This is a genomic window from Dyella sp. 2YAF14 (assembly GCF_052114725.1).
In the GTDB taxonomy this organism is placed as follows: Bacteria; Pseudomonadota; Gammaproteobacteria; order Xanthomonadales; family Rhodanobacteraceae; genus Dyella.
In genome coordinates, this window is sequence record NZ_JBFRFH010000003.1 from 48262 (window position 1) to 64028 (window position 15767).

At 62.3% G+C, this 15767-nt stretch carries 15 protein-coding genes; 13 read left to right on the forward strand and 2 right to left on the reverse strand.

The window, feature by feature from the left end:
- Window positions 1-200 precede the first annotated feature (200 nt).
- From AB4Y82_RS06430 to AB4Y82_RS06475, 10 genes are all read left to right on the forward strand, one after another.
- Window positions 201-2447: a GH92 family glycosyl hydrolase gene (locus AB4Y82_RS06430; protein WP_441603898.1), complete on the forward strand. Its 2247-nt coding sequence runs from the start codon at window positions 201-203 to the stop codon at window positions 2445-2447.
- Between the two features lie 59 nt (window positions 2448-2506).
- Window positions 2507-3640: a phosphatidylinositol-specific phospholipase C1-like protein gene (locus AB4Y82_RS06435; RefSeq protein ID WP_441603897.1), complete on the forward strand. Its 1134-nt coding sequence runs from the start codon at window positions 2507-2509 to the stop codon at window positions 3638-3640.
- 287 nt (window positions 3641-3927) lie between these two features.
- A complete protein-coding gene (locus AB4Y82_RS06440; RefSeq protein WP_441603896.1) occupies window positions 3928-5304 on the forward strand; it encodes a hypothetical protein in 1377 nt (458 codons plus the stop codon).
- Between the two features lie 255 nt (window positions 5305-5559).
- Complete coding sequence (mdcA, locus tag AB4Y82_RS06445) at window positions 5560-7206, forward strand: malonate decarboxylase subunit alpha (protein ID WP_441603895.1); 1647 nt, start codon at window positions 5560-5562, stop codon at window positions 7204-7206.
- A gap of 11 nt (window positions 7207-7217) precedes the next feature.
- Window positions 7218-7535, forward strand: coding sequence for a malonate decarboxylase acyl carrier protein (gene mdcC / locus AB4Y82_RS06450; protein WP_441603894.1), 318 nt, complete (start codon window positions 7218-7220; stop codon window positions 7533-7535).
- Entirely contained in the window at window positions 7532-8479 is a 948-nt protein-coding gene (locus AB4Y82_RS06455) for a biotin-independent malonate decarboxylase subunit beta (protein WP_441611169.1), read from the forward strand. Before mdcC ends, AB4Y82_RS06455 begins: the two co-directional genes overlap by 4 nt.
- Entirely contained in the window at window positions 8466-9191 is a 726-nt protein-coding gene (gene mdcE / locus AB4Y82_RS06460; protein WP_441603892.1) for a biotin-independent malonate decarboxylase subunit gamma, read from the forward strand. The genes AB4Y82_RS06455 and mdcE overlap by 14 nt, the downstream gene beginning before the upstream one ends.
- Complete coding sequence (gene mdcG, locus AB4Y82_RS06465) at window positions 9166-9840, forward strand: malonate decarboxylase holo-[acyl-carrier-protein] synthase (RefSeq protein ID WP_441603891.1); 675 nt, start codon at window positions 9166-9168, stop codon at window positions 9838-9840. The genes mdcE and mdcG overlap by 26 nt, the downstream gene beginning before the upstream one ends.
- Window positions 9837-10742 (forward strand): triphosphoribosyl-dephospho-CoA synthase MdcB, encoded by a 906-nt coding sequence (gene mdcB / locus AB4Y82_RS06470; protein WP_441603890.1) that lies wholly within the window; start codon window positions 9837-9839, stop codon window positions 10740-10742. The genes mdcG and mdcB overlap by 4 nt, the downstream gene beginning before the upstream one ends.
- A 3-nt stretch (window positions 10743-10745) precedes the next feature.
- Window positions 10746-11684: an acyltransferase domain-containing protein gene (locus AB4Y82_RS06475; RefSeq protein ID WP_441603889.1), complete on the forward strand. Its 939-nt coding sequence runs from the start codon at window positions 10746-10748 to the stop codon at window positions 11682-11684.
- Window positions 11685-11777: 93 nt separating this feature from the next.
- On the opposite strand, the gene AB4Y82_RS06480 is transcribed toward AB4Y82_RS06475, so the two are convergent.
- The gene (locus tag AB4Y82_RS06480) at window positions 11778-12272 is read right to left on the reverse strand and encodes a DUF417 family protein (protein WP_441603888.1); all 495 of its coding nucleotides are present in this window, start codon (window positions 12270-12272) and stop codon (window positions 11778-11780) included.
- 178 nt (window positions 12273-12450) lie between these two features.
- Between AB4Y82_RS06480 and AB4Y82_RS06485 the strand changes: the two genes are divergently transcribed.
- On the forward strand, window positions 12451-13416 hold the full coding sequence (locus tag AB4Y82_RS06485) for an AraC family transcriptional regulator (RefSeq protein ID WP_441603887.1): 966 nt from the start codon (window positions 12451-12453) through the stop codon (window positions 13414-13416).
- Between the two features lie 112 nt (window positions 13417-13528).
- Here AB4Y82_RS06485 and AB4Y82_RS06490 read toward each other — a convergent pair whose 3' ends face one another.
- Window positions 13529-13735, reverse strand: coding sequence for a universal stress protein (locus tag AB4Y82_RS06490; RefSeq protein ID WP_441603995.1), 207 nt, complete (start codon window positions 13733-13735; stop codon window positions 13529-13531).
- Between the two features lie 362 nt (window positions 13736-14097).
- Here AB4Y82_RS06490 and AB4Y82_RS06495 point away from each other — a divergent pair, with 362 nt between their 5' ends.
- Both AB4Y82_RS06495 and AB4Y82_RS06500 read left to right on the forward strand, forming a co-directional pair.
- A complete protein-coding gene (locus tag AB4Y82_RS06495) occupies window positions 14098-14685 on the forward strand; it encodes a c-type cytochrome (protein WP_441611170.1) in 588 nt (195 codons plus the stop codon).
- 371 nt (window positions 14686-15056) lie between these two features.
- Complete coding sequence (locus tag AB4Y82_RS06500; RefSeq protein ID WP_441603885.1) at window positions 15057-15497, forward strand: hypothetical protein; 441 nt, start codon at window positions 15057-15059, stop codon at window positions 15495-15497.
- Window positions 15498-15767: the final 270 nt, after the last annotated feature.

Here is a 15767-nt window from a genome sequence, read left to right on the forward strand (position 1 = left end):
GCGCAACGTGGCTGCTGGCGACCTCGATTGCCGGTGCATGCCTGATCTAAGACTGCAACTTTCGTTGAGTAACCTGTCCGGCCATCGCAGCGTCCTCACGATGACGGCGCAGCGACGCGACCCGACGCTGATGACCTGTCCGGGCGCAACTCCGCGGTCCGGTTGACTTATACGAAGAAGACAGTCGAAAAATGATCCTGATGAAACGCTATCCATCGCTGCGCAAGGTCTTGCGCGTGACACTTTTTGGCCTTGCCACGCTCGTTTGCGCAGTTCCCGCGATGGCCGCCGATCATGCGGCGGACGTTGATCCCCTGATCGGCGAGGACTGGTTCGGCGAAGTGTTTGTCGGCGCGACCACGCCGTTCGGCATGGTGAAGCTAGGTCCCGATGTCCACGACTTCGGCGCCCGCAAGGGTTTCCAGAGCGAAGGCGACATCCGCGGCTTCAGCCATCTGCATCTGAGCGGTGGCGGCGGCAAGTACGACAACATCCGCGTCGCGCCGGTCATGGGGGCTCTTGATCCCAAGGACATCCATTCGTCACGCAGCGGCGAGCAGGCGAGCGCCGGCTATTACGCGGTGAACCTGGATCGCTACGGGGTGAAAGCCGAGCTGACTGCAACGCGTCGCGTGGGCATGCATCGCTATACGTTCGCGCAGGCCGGCGACGCACACATCACGCTGGACCTGGATCTGCTGGTCAAAGGGACGGGCGAGGAGACGCAGCGCTTCCTCGGCGGCGAGATGTCGGTCGTCTCACCAAATGAGATCGTCGGCGTGGGTCGCTACATCGGCGGCTGGAACGAGGGCGGCGAGTACGACGTGTATGTCGACCTGATCACCGATACGCCTTCGCAAGGCGCACAGACGTGGCTGGGCGACACCTTGAGCGCCACGCCCAAAGCCAGCACCGGCAGCGACCGGCCGCCGGGCGCGTCGCTGGACTATCGCGTTACGCCAGGGCAGGCGATCCAGGCGAAGGTGGGCATTTCCTTTGTGAGTGCAGGGCAGGCGCATCGCAACGCGACCGAAGAAGTGCGCGACTGGCGCTTCGACGACGTGCGCAACGCTGCCGTGGCGCAGTGGAACAAGGCGCTGGGCCGCATCGAGATCAGCGGCGCGATACCGTCGCAGCGTCGCCAGTTCTATACCGCGCTGTACCACACCATGATGATGCCGTCGGACCACACCGGCGAGAATCCGAAGTGGTCCTCGAAGGAGCCGTACTACGACGACTTCCAGGCGATCTGGGACACCTTCCGCAGCGATGCGCCCCTGCTGATCCTGATCGCGCCGGATCGCCAGCGTGACATCCTGCGTTCGCTGATCGATACCTATCGTCACGCCGGTTACATGCCCGATGCGCGCGTGGGCAACGACAACGGCCGCACGCAGGGCGGCAGCAATGCCGACGTGCTGGTGGCCGATGCCTACGTCAAGGGGCTTGGCGGTATCGACTACGCCACGGCGCTGAAGGCGATGGAGAAAGATGCGCAGGTGCCGCCCGCCAATGCACGCAAGGAAGGGCGCGGCGGCCTGGAGTCGTACAACAAGCTCGGTTACATCGCGCAGCCGACCGAACGCGCCGGCTCGCGCACCGTCGAATACGCCTATGATGATTTCGGCATCGCCGAAGTGGCCTGTGGTCTTGGTCATGCGAAGGATGCCGAGCTGTACAAGGCCCATGCCGGCAACTGGGCGAACCTGTGGGATGCCTCGTGGCAACAGGAGGGCATCACCGGTTTCCTTCGTCCACGCAACGCGGATGGAAGCTGGGCGCCGCAATACCTGGTGCGCCGCGGCACCTGGCCGGATTTCTACTACGAAGGCGACTTGTGGACGTACTCGCTCTACGCGCCGCAGGACGTGCGCAAGCTGGTGCAGCTGTCCGGCGGCAACGAAGCCTTCGTCAAGCGACTGGATGCCCTGTTCGACGGCCTGCATTTCGACATCACCAACGAGCCAGGTTTCCTGATACCCGATCTCTATCTGTGGGCCGGACGCCCGGACCGCACGGCGGATCGATTGCTGACCTATCTGCACAAGGCGTTCAAGGATACGCGTGACGGCATTCCGGGCAATGACGATTCCGGTGCGATGTCCAGCTGGTACGCGTTCCAGTCGATGGGCTTCTATCCGAACGCAGGGCAGGACGTGTACCTGATCGGCACGCCGTCGTATCCGCGCGTGGACATCGACCTCGGTGGCGGCCACACCTTCACCATCGTCGCGGACAACCTCGACGGGAACAGCGTCAATCGCTACATCCAGTCGGCCACGCTCAATGGCCAGCCGCTGGACAACGCGTGGTTCCGCCACGGCCAGATCGCCAAGGGCGGCACGCTGAAGCTGGTCATGGGGCCGACACCTTCACGCTGGGGCACCGCAACACCGCCGCCGTCCCTGTCCGATCCCGGCTTTGCGCTCTGCACGGCCAAGCGTTGATTCCCTGCATCGCGCCGGCGAACCCGGCGCGGTCTCTCCACGATTTCAGGATGTCCGACATGCTTCTCCGTCATTCCATTTCATGGTCGCTGTTTGCACTGACCGCCGTGGCGCTGGTGTCGCCGGCTGCGGCCGACGATGCGCTGCGCATCAACCAGATCCAGGTCATCGGCACGCACAACAGCTATCACATGGGCTTCGCGCCCAGCGCCACGCGGCTGATGCAATCGGAAGCGCCGCAGGCGCTCGCCGCCATCGACTACAGCCATCCGGCGCTCACACGTCAGCTGGACGACGGCGTGCGACAGATCGAGCTGGACGTGTTTGCCGACCCTAAAGGCGGCAAGTACGCGCATCCGTCGATCTCACACATGATCGACCTGGCCGGCCTGCCGGATGATCCGCCGATGGCGCCGCCGGGCGCGTTCGATCAACCCGGTTTCAAGGTAATGCACATCCAGGACATCGATCAGCGCAGCACCTGCCAGCCGTTCACCGCCTGCCTCACGGAAGTGCGGACGTGGTCAAAGGCGCATCCGGGTCACGTACCGATCTTTATCCTGATCGAAACGAAAGAAGGCGCCTTGCAGGCAAAGATTCCCAGCGTGACGCCGGATCCGTTCACGCCGGCGGTGTTCGACGCACTGGACAAAGAGATCGCTTCCGTCTTCGCCGCCGACGAGATCATCACGCCCGACCAGGTGCGCGGCGGCCACGCCACATTGGACGAGGCCGTGCGCGAAGGCGGCTGGCCGACACTGACCAAGGCACGCGGCAAGGTGGTGTTCCTGCTCGACCAGCGCAAGGCGGAGTCTATCTATCTCGAAGGACATCCGGTGCTGAAGGACCGAATGATCTTCACCAACGCCACGCCGGGCGCGCCGGACGCAGCCTTCACCGAATGCAACGAGTGCACCGCAGCGCAGATCAACGAACTGGTGCATCGCGGCTACCTGGTACGCACGCGTTCGGACGACCCGGAGCAAGGGCAGGGCAAGCGCAACGACGGCACCCGCCGCGATGCCGTCATCAACAGCGGCGCGCAGATGATCAGCACCGACTATCCCGCCGGTGAACCATCGGAGCACGGTTATCAGGTTGGTTTGCCCGATGGCGTCGCTGCACGGTGCAACCCCGTGCTCGTGCCGGATGCCTGCAAGGGCAAGACGCTGGAGAAGCTGGCGAAGCATTGACTGTGAGGTGGCCCGCTGCCGATCGGGCGGGCCATTGCATGGCAGCGCTGCGCTTGCGACTGGATGAAGTTATTGCGGTATCAGGTCACCCACCGGGCAGTTCAGCTTTATCCCCGCGAGCCAGGGCGCTCATGGCAAGCCTCCAGGCCCATGTGACTTGCGGCACTACTGGCTTATCAGGCGGCCGATGCAACCTGTAGGCGATGCTGGGCGTCACGGACTGAACAAACGGGTGATCAGTGCGCGCAATCCTTCGACGAGTGGCCCTTATTTCCGCAAGTGCGGCCTTGGCGCTCGTTGTGATCGCAGGCGGGTTCGCTCTTGCGTTGCACTTCAATTTCCATCGCGCTGCGCCAGACGCTAGTTATCCGACAGCGGCGTCGCCACTGGAGGCGCAGCAGCAAGATGTCGACTATTTCGCCAAGGTGGTAGCGCGCGATCGTGCTTTTTCACCTGCCGACCGCCAAAAGGCGGAAGCACGCATCGCCGCCCTGCGGGCCCTGCCAAGTGCGCTGCCGTCAGCCAAGTTGCACGTGGCGCTAATGCAAGTGATGGCGCTGGCCGACAATGGTCATTCCCGAATGGATGCAACGTCCGATCAGGGCACGCTGCTCGTTCCGCTAAGGGTGACGCGCTTTGCGGAAGGTTTCTACGTAACCCGGGCGGCGGCTGCCTATCGCGACATGCTCGGCGGCCGCGTAGTGAGTATCGACGGTCATCCGATCGATCAGATCTTGCTTCAACTGGACACGCTTCGCGGCGGCGTGGAGCCATTTCGCCGGGAAAACGATGCGGCATACATCAGCGTGCAGGATTTGCTTTACGGTTTGGGCGTCGCTGCCACCGCCACGGCTTCGACCTGGACTGTCGTGCTGCCCGACGGTCGAACGGTGACGCGTCCGCTGGATGCTTATTCGAAGCGCAAGGACGACAGCATGCCTCTGGAAGGACCCTGGCTGTCGCCCGAGTTGAGCAAGGGCGCCGAGCAAGGCTGGAGCGCATACCATCCGCAATCCGCCGAGCTGCCGCAAACGTGGCGGGATCTCGATAACCCTTACCGGATATTCCCCGCCGCGGGCAGCTGTGCCCAGGTTGTGCAACTGCAGAGTATCGGGGACGTCGGCAGCCACCGGATTGCGCCGTTTCTCACCGCGGCGGAAACAACGCTTCGCGCAAACCCGCCTTGCGCCGTGATACTCGACCTGCGCGGCGATGGTGGTGGCGATTACACCAACACCTGGCACTTCGCGCATGCACTACCCAACGTGATCGCGCGAGACGGCCGCATTTTCGTGCTCGCCAATTCGCAGACGTTTTCCGCTGCGATCACGACGGCTGCATTCGTCAAAGACGCTGGCGGCGACCGGGTCACCATCATTGGCGAACCCGTCGGCGATCGCTTGTCCTTTTTCTCCGAGGGCAGTAAAGCCTGCTTGCCCAATCTCAAGGTATGCGTCTACGCGCAGACGGCGAAACACGACTACCAGCAGCCCTGCGAGAACTGGCGCGTATGCTTTTGGCTCAACTGGTTCTATCCAGTCAGAGTGAAGACTCTGCAGCCGGATATCGTCGTGCCGCTCAGATTTGAAGACTGGAACATGGGCAAGGACGCAGCCTTCGAGACGGCACGTCAGCTAGCTTTGCGTCCAGCCCGCAAGATGTAAGTTCGCGACCAGAACTCTCGCGTGGCCAAAAGGCGTGCAAAAATGTGCACTCTGACCCCCGATTTTGCACTCGCGCCTGCTCTCATCGAGGATCCCTCTGAATCCCCTCTGATAACTTCATAAATCCCAGTCGTTCCGCGCGTTAGGATCTTTCCATCGAATGCGAGGCATGTTGCAGCGGGCCTTCTGACCGCGACTCCCGTGTCATCGCTTATCGGCGGAAACGCTCTGATTGAAGTACGTGGAGGATTTTGTATGACCGTCTGGGACAGCGCGCAGCGCCTGCGCGATGAGAGGCTACGCGCAGGGGCGACGTACGCGCAGGGCAAGCGGGTCGCAAAAGCAGACGCCACGGCCTTGCTCGAGGCGGTTATTCGGCCCGGCGATCGGGTGTGCCTTGAGGGCGACAACCAGAAGCAGGCCGACCTGCTGGCGAGCGCGCTGGCTGCGGTCGACACAGACAGAATCCATGACCTGCATATGGTGCAGTCGGGCGTGGTGCTTCCCGAACACCTGGATCTTTTCGAGCTCGGTATCGCCAAGCGCCTGGACTATGCCTATTCGGGACCGCAGTCCCAGCGCATCGCCAAATTGCTTTTTGCCGGCAAGATCGAGCTTGGTGCGATACACACGTATCTGGAGCTTTTCGCACGTTATTACGTCGACCTCACGCCCCAGGTGGCATTGATCGCGGCGGTCAGTGCCGACCGCGAAGGTAATCTCTATACGGGGCCCAATACCGAGGACACCCCGGCCATCGTTGAAGCGACCGCGTTCAAGGACGGCATCGTCATAGCGCAGGTCAATGAGATTGTCGACAAGCTGCCCCGTGTCGATATCCCGGGCGACTGGGTGAATTTTGTCATCGAAAGCGGCAAGCCGTTCTACGTCGAGCCGCTGTTCACGCGCGATCCCGGCGCCATCACTGAAACACAGATCCTTACCGCGATGCTCGCCATCAAGGGCATTTACGCGCCCTATGGCGTGCAGCGCCTCAACCACGGCATTGGCTTCAACACGGCCGCCATCGAGCTGTTGCTGCCCACCTACGGCGAACGCCTGGGCCTGAAGGGGAAGGTGGCGAGCCATTGGGCGCTCAATCCGCATCCCACCTTGATCCCCGCGATCGAATCGGGCTGGGTGCGGCAGATCCACAGCTTTGGTTCGGAAGTGGGTATGGATGGCTATATCCAGGCGCGGCCCGACGTGTTCTTCACGGGCCCTGATGGCTCCCTGCGCTCCAATCGCGCCATGAGCCAGACCGCCGGCTTGTATGCCTGCGACATGTTCATCGGTTCCACGCTGCAGATCGACTTGCATGGCAATTCATCGACGGTCACCGCCGACCGTGTGGCGGGCTTTGGCGGCGCTCCCAACATGGGTAGCGACGCACGCGGCCGGCGCCATCCCAGCCAGGCCTGGTTGCAGGCGGGCAAGGAAGCCGATCCCGATAGTCCTGCTCCGTTGCGTCGTGGTCGAAAGCTGGTCGTGCAGATTGGCGAGACCTTTGGCGAGAAGAACGCCCCCATGTTCGTGGAGCAACTGGACGCCTTGAAACTGGCTGCAAAGCTCGACCTGGAACTGGCGCCCGTCATGGTCTATGGCGACGACGTGACCCACATCGTCACCGAAGAAGGTATTGCCAACCTTCTGCTGTGCCGTAGCAATGATGAGCGGGAGCACGCCATTCGCGGCGTCGCGGGCTATACCGACGTAGGGCGCGCGCGCGACAAGAAGCTGGTGCAGCAGTTGAGGGAGCGCGGCGTGATCCGGCGCCCGGAAGATCTGGGCATTGACCCCCTGGACGCCGATCGCCGCTTGCTGGCTGCACGCTCCATCAAGGACCTGGTGCAATGGTCCGGCCGTCTGTACGCACCGCCGTCCAAATTCCGAAATTGGTGAGGAGACCCATCGTGGAAACACTCAACTACCGCAACAAGGCGCAGCAGCGCGCAAAGGGCACAAGGCGACAGGCCATCGTCGGCGTGGTGGCCTCCGGAAATCTGGAGGTGCTGGTCGAACGCATACTTCCCGATGGGGAGTGTGAAGTGGACATTCGCACGGCAGCAGAAGGTTTCGGCGACGTGTGGCAGGCCGTGATTTCCGACTTCGTCGAACGCCGCTCGCCGGGAGGGCTGAAGCTCTCGGTCAACGACGGTGGCGCGCGACCCGACACGGTCGCTCTTCGACTGGCGCAGGCGGTTAGCGCCCTGGAAGGAGATCACACATGAGCACGCTTGCCCTGGACAATACGAAACTCGGACTCCAGTCCTTTGTATCAACCGATAGCTGGTACGAGGCCTCAGCCAGACAGCGTGTAGAAGGTCTTCTCGACGCGAACAGCTTCGTGGAATTCATCGGCCCGGAGATGCGCGAGACAAGTCCGCACCTGGCGCTGTTCAACCTGCCCGAGCAGTTTGACGACGGCATGATCGTAGGGCACGGCCGGATCGATGGCGCGCCCGTGTTCGTTGCCGCGCAGGAAGGCCGTTTCATGGGCGGCGCGTTTGGCGAAGTACACGGCGCCAAACTGACAGGACTGCTGCGTGCCGCCCGCGATATCGCCTCGGTGCCGGTGCTTATGCTGTTGGACACCGGTGGTGTGCGCCTGCAGGAAGCGAATGCCGGTGAACTGGCGATTGCCGAGATCATGCGCGCCTTGATGGAAGCGCGCTTCGCCGGTGTGCCCGTGGTGGGATTGGTGGGTGGCCGAGCAGGATGCTACGGCGGTGGCGGATTGATTGCGAGCTGCTGTTCGGCCCTGGCGGTGTCGGAACAGGGACGCATCAGTGTTTCCGGGCCGGAAGTCATTGAGACCAATCGTGGCGTAGAGGAATTCGACTCCAGGGACCGCGCCCTGGTATGGCGCACCATGGGCGGCAAACATCGGCGCCTGATCGGCGGTGCGGACGTGTTTGCCGACGACACCATCGACAGCTTCCGGGATGCCGCCCGCTATCTCATCGAGCTTGTGTCGGCGCCGACGCTGGCCACGCTGGAGGCGGAGCAGGCTCGCCTTGCACAGCGTATCGGCGACTTTGGCGCTTGCGCCGATGCGCTCGACATCTGGCGCTTATTGGGCGCGAGCGAGCCGGAAAACATTCCCGCCATGTCCTACGAGGCATTCGTTGCGCTGGCCGATCGACTTCAGGAGCTTCGTCATGACGCTCGATAAGATTCTTGCATCGCTGTTTCCTGGTGGCCACGACGTCGTCCGTGTGGGCGGCCTGATATCCGGGCAGGGCCGTCTCCCGGAGGGTGGTTCGATCGCCGTGATCGGCGTCGAAGGTCAAACGCCTGTCGGCGTGGAAGAGGCCGCCAGGCTCGCCAGTGACGTCATCGAAGTCATCAAGTCAGGTAGCAACGAGCCCATCCTGGTGTTGATCGACAGCGGCAGCCAGCGCATGAGCAAGCGCGACGAGCTGCTGGGCATCAATGAGTTCCTGGCGCATCTGGCGAAGTGCCTGATACTCGCCGACAAGCTGGGGCACCCCACGGTCGGCCTGCTTTATGGCCATACAGCCGCGGGGGCGTTCATCGCCACGGCGCTGGCAACACGCACGCTGCTGGCGCTGCCCGGTGCGGAGCCGGCGGTGATGGATCTTCCTTCCATGTCGCGCGTGACCAAATTGTCCATCGACGTGCTTGAGGAGAAGGCCAGGTCCACGCCGGTCTTTGCGCCTGGTCTGGACAACCTGTTTCAGACGGGCGCTGTGGCTGTCACGCTGGACCCGGCCAGTTCGCTCGCCGACCAACTGCAGGCGCAACTGTCCCGTCCGGCCGAGCGCGAAGACAACCGCGACCAACTTGGTGCACAACGCAACGGTCGCCCCAAGGCTGCCGATATCGCGAGGCGTGTCCATGAACTTGCACGCGCCTCAGTCTGACCCGCTGCTGCAGCGACACCGGCTGGTTCACGTCAGTTCCGCTGCGTGGAACGCGTTGCTGGCGTCACGTAGCGACTTGGCGAATGAGCCGTTGCTGCCCGGTTGGGTAGCTCGCGGCTGGCCACTCATCGTGCGTCGCCCCGCGCCCGGCGACAGTGACGGGTTGCCGCTTGGCTTGCCGCTGCCGCCTTCGGCAGGCAAGCGACGCATAGCCATACAGATGGCCGCCGACGATATGGTTGCCGCGACCCCGCTGCCCACACTGGCCGAATGCGTCGATACGGCACCAGCTGCGTGGCGACCGAGCCTGCGGCAACTGGCAACTCACGCAGGGGCCTATGGCGTGGAGGCTCGTGTGTTCGGCAGCCTGGCATGGCAGCGGCTGACAGGCCTGACCTATCTGAGCCCGCGCTCCGATCTCGATATCGTTTGGACGCTTCCAGATCGCAATCGGATCAGCTGGTTTCTTTCGGACCTGGCTGATATCGATTCGCACGCACCGGTACGAATCGATGGTGAACTTCTGCGTGCCGATGGCGCCGGCGTGAATTGGCGCGAACTGCACTCCGGCGTGCCTGAGCTGATCCTCAAGAGGGCTGCTGACGTGATCCTGTGTCGGCGTGAATCGTTCATCGGAATCGCATCATGAATGCTCGCATGTCCGCTGCGTCGCATGCTCTCCTGGCCGACCGCCTGCCTGTTCAGTCTTTCCAGGAGCGCGTGGCGGCATGGGCCGAGCGCAGTTTGATACTGGAAATCGAGACGTGGCCCAAGCCTGGCCTGGTGAGTCATGTCGATACGGGGAGCCATCTGGATATGGACGCCGACACCTTCAGGCGGAGCGCATCGGCTCTGCGGCCTTACATTGCCGCCTTGACCGAAGCGGGCATGCACAATGCCTCCATGACAACACTACGCAAGATCGGCTTGCGCGCCGAACGCGCCATGCTCTCTGCCACCGGTGGCGTGAACACGCACCGCGGCGCGATCTTTGGTGTCGGCTTGCTCTGCGCGGCGGCAGGCTTGCGAGAAGCCGGCCTTGTCGATGCGGGTGAAGCCTTGGGCACCGTGGTGAAGCGTCGATGGGGCAGGGAGATCCTTGCCGGTCCGAGACTCCCCGATAGCCATGGCGAAATGGCCGGCGCGCGCTATGGTGCCGGCGGTGCTCGCCAGGAAGCAGCGCAAGGTTTCCCCAGCATCTATGAAGTTGGACTGCCTGCACTGCACGATGCGCAACGCCTTGCGCCGGGCCATCTCGAAGCGGCGCGCGTACAGGCGTGCTTTGCCCTGATTGCCGCCATCGAAGACACCAACCTGTTGCATCGCGGCGGCGCGGAGGGTCTGCGTTTTGCGCAGCAAGCAGCGCAAACGTTTCTCGACAAAGGCGGCGTCGGCGATCCGGCGTGGCAGGTACGTGCCGAACGCATTCATCGCGCGTTTGTCCGGCGCCGACTCAGTCCGGGTGGTGCGGCAGACCTACTCGCCATGAGCGTCTTCGCCATGGCACTGGAACAGCTGCCATCGCATCGCTCTGCCGCTGAGATGAGGTAAAGCATGGCACTGGCCATTCTTTGTTCCGGGCAGGGCGGTCAACACGCCGGCATGTTCGAGCTGACAGGCGACGCACCTCAAGCCGCTTCATTGTTTTCGCATGTCTCGGCGCAGCTCGGCAGCGATCCCCGCACCCTGGTAAGGCAAGCCGACCAGGAGACACTCCACCTCAATCGGACGGCACAACTGCTATGCGCGCTCCAGGCACTGTCCGCAGCAGCGCTGCTCGATAGCGCACTTCCGGGCCAGCGCTGTGTGGCCGGCTACAGTGTGGGCGAAGTCGCCGCCTGGGGCGTGACGGGATTGACAGGAGCCGTCGACACGCTCGACCTCATCGACACACGGGCCTGCCTGATGGATGCCCAAAGCCATGGCGATGAAGGCATGCTCTTTATTCGTGGATTGGATCGGGCGAGCGTCGATCAATTATGCGCAGGTCGCGAAGCAGCCATTGCGATTTGCAATCCCGCCAACGCCTGGGTACTCGCCGGTAAAAAGGACGCACTGGACCTCATCGCGCACGAAGCCACCCAACATGGCGCCTTACGCGTTTCGTCGATTCCCGTGAACGTGCCTTCCCATACCTATCTGCTTGCCAACGCTTCTGTCGCTTTTGACCGCGCGCTGGCAGACGTCCATCTTCAAACCGCACGCCAACCGAAGGTTCGTCTCTTCAGTGGCATCGATGGCGATCCCGTTTTGGATGCCTGCACCGATATCCACAAGCTTGCTTTGCAGATATCGCATCCCATCCAATGGGAAAAGTGCCTGGCGGGTTGCGTGGAGGCGGGCGCCACCGTCTTTCTGGAACTGGGTCCCGGTCGCGCCCTCGCCGATATGGCCGCAGGCGCCTATCCCGGGATTCCCGCGCGAAGCCTTGACGATTTTCGTTCGGTAGGCGGCGCACTCGATTGGTTGAAGCGAGTCATGGGATCGGCGTGAGCTCCATGCCTTTGCCTGATTTGTTCGACACGCGGCAACGGGGAGGCTCGATAGCCTCCCGCGCCGTACGACCTCGAAAGCAGGCCGCGACCATCAATGCTTGCGCGGAAGATTCAACGCGCGGATCACGTCTTCCCTGAGCAGATAGACCGATACGACTAGCAGCACGAGGTCCTTCAACAGGAAGGCTGCGTTCATCGCCATCGCGGGAAAGCCGCCGGCGCCAGCGTCCCAGCCATCGGGTACGAACGGAAGAATCGTCAGGGTGGAGATGAAGGTGGCGATAGAGCCGAGCGCGCCCAACACACCCAGCTTCTTGTTCCAGAAGCCCAACAGCAGCAGCGAACCGAACGTCCATTCGGCAGTGCCAAGAAGGATGGCGGTGCCGTGGATGCCCAGCACCGGGATCGTCCAGAAGATCAGAGGCCCGTGCATGATCAGCGGTGCCAGTGCGGTGATCTCGGACTGGAACCATTTGTCGTAGCCGAACCAGGCGAAGATGACGACCATCGCAGCACGAAGCAGGTGGTAATCGAGGTCTTTCTTCAACAGGCCGGATTTGGCAAGAAGCTGGAGGAGGGCGTTCATGGCTTTTCCTTCGTGAGATGGGTTGGCAGAAGTCGCGTGGTGTGCATCGGGCCACCAGGGCGGCGTCACATCCGCTCGGGTTGATCTGTGCGACGGAGCCACTTTACGAAGGACTGCTGAGACGATTAATATAGAATCGTCTTGATAACATGCTCAAACGTATCAAAGGAGATGGGCCATGTCTCCACCGCTCGATTGGTTGAGCCGATTGCTGGAAGTGACGCCGGTGCACGGGCAGCTCGATTTGCGCTGCCAATACGGAGCGCCCTGGCGTATTGATCAGGCGGCTTTTGCAAGCGGCGAGATGGCCTACCACATCGTCCTGAGTGGCTCGGCATCCTTGGTCGATCCCGATGGAGGGAAGCCCGAAGTTCTGGAAGCTGGCGACATCCTGCTGTTGGCCCATGGTGAAGCGCATAGCTTGCACGACGGCAGCGGAGCTCGTGCCAAGCCCGCAAAGACTCGCGTTGCCGCCAACCTGGTGTTCAGTCACAACGCAGGCAGGGGTGATCGGCTGGATATGCTGTGCGGACGCTTTGTGCTGTCGCCCCCGCATGCGCGTCTCCTGCGCCGCTATCTTCCGGCGCGCCTCATCGCGCGCACCGGCGTTGCCGCGGCAATATCGGACGGCGAGGAAAGCGGCGCAGCGCTACACAGCCTCATGGCGCTCATGCAAGCCGAGAGTGGTGCTGATTTCCTGGGTGGACGCGCGATGCTCGACGCCTTGTCGACTGCCTTGTTTGCCCTGACACTGCGGTTTGCCAGTGCGTCGGGCGAAGCGCCCGCCGGGCTGCTGGCATTGGCGGGGTATCCGCGGCTTGCTCCGGCACTGGATGCCATGTTCCACAACCCCGGACATCCGTGGACGCTTCCGCTGCTCGCACAGAAGTGCAATATGTCGCGGGCGACGTTCGTCCGTCTGTTCCAGGAAAAACTCGGCATGTCGGCCAGCGACTTGCTGACGGATATTCGCATGACACTATCGGCGAACGAACTGCGAACAACGAACGCCTCCACCGGCGCCATTGCTGAAGCCATCGGTTATCAGTCCGAAGCCGCCTTCCAGCGAGCCTTCAAGCTGCACATGGGCGTGACCCCGGCACGCTGGCGAAAGCAGGCGGGAGTCGACGAAGGCGCTGGCTAGTTAGTTGTTGCGTGGTGAACACAAGAGCGCGGGACGATGATGCGAGGACGCGCGCGTGATCGGGCCACGGCGCATCGTGCAGTGCGCTGCCGTTCTCGTTCCATCATCGATCTCAATGACACACAAGGACAGGCACTTCCGTACTCAGAAGCAGTTTGTTGGTTTCGCTACCCAGTAAAAGGCGATCCATCCCCGAGCGGCCATGGGAACCCATCACGATGAGGTCACACCTTTGCTCGCGAGCGATACGGTCGATGGCTTCATGCGGGCGATGCGCGTATTCGAACCAGGATCGCCAACCACCATTCGATCCGACGATCTATTTGCGCTCGCGTGGCGTGAGCGTCAGCGAGATTCCGCCATACGCGAGCCCGTTGAACTCCGGCCCGGCGTTGATGCGAACAGCTGGACGACTGTCTGCCGACTGCCCGGTCACATTGCGTCTCCAGGGAGCGCGATGAAGGCACAAACGATAACGATGCGCATGCGCGGCATCGAAACAGGTAGCCGGTGTATCGTCGGCACTCCGCTTTCATGTAGTGCAGAACAATGCCTACTCCCCATGTTTGGCGACATCTCGGGTTCCCGCACACTCGGCATGGCAAGGACGAATCTCCCTCTGGCCGACTAAGTCGAGTCGTCACCCTTTGCATCCTGCTCGCATTGCTGCCAGCACTTGCGATGGCCGGACCATCAGCCACGTCCACCGCCACCACGATCTTGGCGGCCCAGGCACCTCCTGTCGCCCTGTGCGTGAGCTGTCACGGCGATCGCGGGGCGGGTTCCGATGCAGTGGGTGCGCCTCGCCTGGCCGGCATGAATGCGGACTACCTCGCGCACGCCCTGTCGATGTTCAAGGACGGGACTCGAACCAGCGTCGTCATGCAACCGGTAGCACAAAGGCTCTCCGAGGACGACATGCACGCGCTTGCAACGTATTTTTCAGGGCAACATCCACCGCTTGCGCAGGCACAGCATGTTCCCTCGGCGGAGATGATTTCGGCTGGCAGGCGGCTTGCCGAAAGCGGGGGCACGCATGGCGTTCCCTCTTGTTTTAGTTGCCACGGCCCATCCGGGCAAGGTAACGGCGCGCGCTTTCCGTCCATTGCGGGCCAGCCAAAGACATTCTTGATCGCACGGATTCACGAATTCCAGGCAAGGGCCCGAGCCGCACCGCCCAAGCCGGGATCGATGACCGAGGTTGCATCAAAAATGGACGACGCGCAGATCGAAGCGTCTGCTGCTTTTTTCTCTGTAACCATGCCCTGACCATCGTTTACTCAGAGATCGCTTGGCCAGACATGGACCAAGCCGATACGTTCTCCACAACGGCACATTGCCATGTCGCCGATGCTCGAATCCCTCGTTCGGGCCTGATCATCGGGTTTGGCCAGGGCAATGGCGCGCGCGGTAGCGACTTCGCCATCCGATGCGGCATGGATCGACTGGCACGCCGGACTCTGCGTAAAACTACGGTTTTCTGAAGCGCGTCTTTGCGGGACGATGAGCTGCTGCTGCGGTATGGGTACATGGAGAATCGGTGATCTTCACCCCGGTGATCGTCATCAGGATTCAGGTGTCGCGTCACCCAGCATGCGATGGATAGCCGGAACTCTCACTCTCAGTCACGGAGTCATCCTATGAAAGGTCGACGCCTCGTTCAGACATCCTTGGTGTTATGCGCGCTAACCCTCTGCCAGATCGTCAGTGCCGCCAACCTGGAATGCACCATGCGGTTCAACCTATCCGGCTGGTCGGTGATCTACAAGCACACGAGCGGAACCGGCGTGGTTACCTGCACGAACGGTCAGACCATGAAGGTCAAGATCGAAAGCCATGGCGGCGGACTGACGGCCGGCAAATCGCGCATTGATAACGGCATCGGCAATTTCAGCGATATCACCAAGATTGGCGATGTGCTCGGCACCTATGCACAGGCGGATGCCAGCGCAGGCGCCGTGAAATCCGGCACGGCACAGGTGCTCACCAAGGGCCAGGTCTCGCTTGCGCTATCTGGCGCAGGCCAAGGTATCGACCTCGGCGTGAGCATAGGTGGCATGACGATTTCGGAAGACAAGTAGCGCTGAAGCTTTCTCGAAATGATGGGTCCCAAGACCATCGCCCAGGTCTGCTTCTGGCCCAACGCAGAGCTCGACGATTCCCAGGGAAGGGAAGGGAGTGCAGGGCGGCGCGGATCGGGGCAAGTTATCGCGGCGGGACCTTGATCCATTCGCCGGGCTCCGTCCACGAGCCCGACTGAACAGGGGGCGGGGCTGGTCAACTCTGGGGGCGTGTTTCACCAGCTCCGCGCCGTTCGCGTTTTCCCGCGTTGGTCAGCACCAGTTAGATTC

Bases quoted from the DNA above. Each gene is read 5' to 3' on its own strand.
- AB4Y82_RS06430 (WP_441603898.1), top strand. From the start codon at position 201: ATGAAACGCTATCCATCGCTGCGCAAGGTCTTGCGCGTGACACTTTTT.
- AB4Y82_RS06435 (WP_441603897.1), top strand. From the start codon at position 2,507: ATGCTTCTCCGTCATTCCATTTCATGGTCGCTGTTTGCACTGACCGCC.
- mdcA (WP_441603895.1), top strand. From the start codon at position 5,560: ATGACCGTCTGGGACAGCGCGCAGCGCCTGCGCGATGAGAGGCTACGC.
- AB4Y82_RS06455 (WP_441611169.1), top strand. From the start codon at position 7,532: ATGAGCACGCTTGCCCTGGACAATACGAAACTCGGACTCCAGTCCTTT.
- mdcE (WP_441603892.1), top strand. From the start codon at position 8,466: ATGACGCTCGATAAGATTCTTGCATCGCTGTTTCCTGGTGGCCACGAC.
- mdcG (WP_441603891.1), top strand. From the start codon at position 9,166: ATGAACTTGCACGCGCCTCAGTCTGACCCGCTGCTGCAGCGACACCGG.
- mdcB (WP_441603890.1), top strand. From the start codon at position 9,837: ATGAATGCTCGCATGTCCGCTGCGTCGCATGCTCTCCTGGCCGACCGC.
- AB4Y82_RS06475 (WP_441603889.1), top strand. From the start codon at position 10,746: ATGGCACTGGCCATTCTTTGTTCCGGGCAGGGCGGTCAACACGCCGGC.
- AB4Y82_RS06480 (WP_441603888.1), bottom strand. From the start codon at position 12,272: ATGAACGCCCTCCTCCAGCTTCTTGCCAAATCCGGCCTGTTGAAGAAA.
- AB4Y82_RS06485 (WP_441603887.1), top strand. From the start codon at position 12,451: ATGTCTCCACCGCTCGATTGGTTGAGCCGATTGCTGGAAGTGACGCCG.
- AB4Y82_RS06495 (WP_441611170.1), top strand. From the start codon at position 14,098: ATGGCCGGACCATCAGCCACGTCCACCGCCACCACGATCTTGGCGGCC.
- AB4Y82_RS06500 (WP_441603885.1), top strand. From the start codon at position 15,057: ATGAAAGGTCGACGCCTCGTTCAGACATCCTTGGTGTTATGCGCGCTA.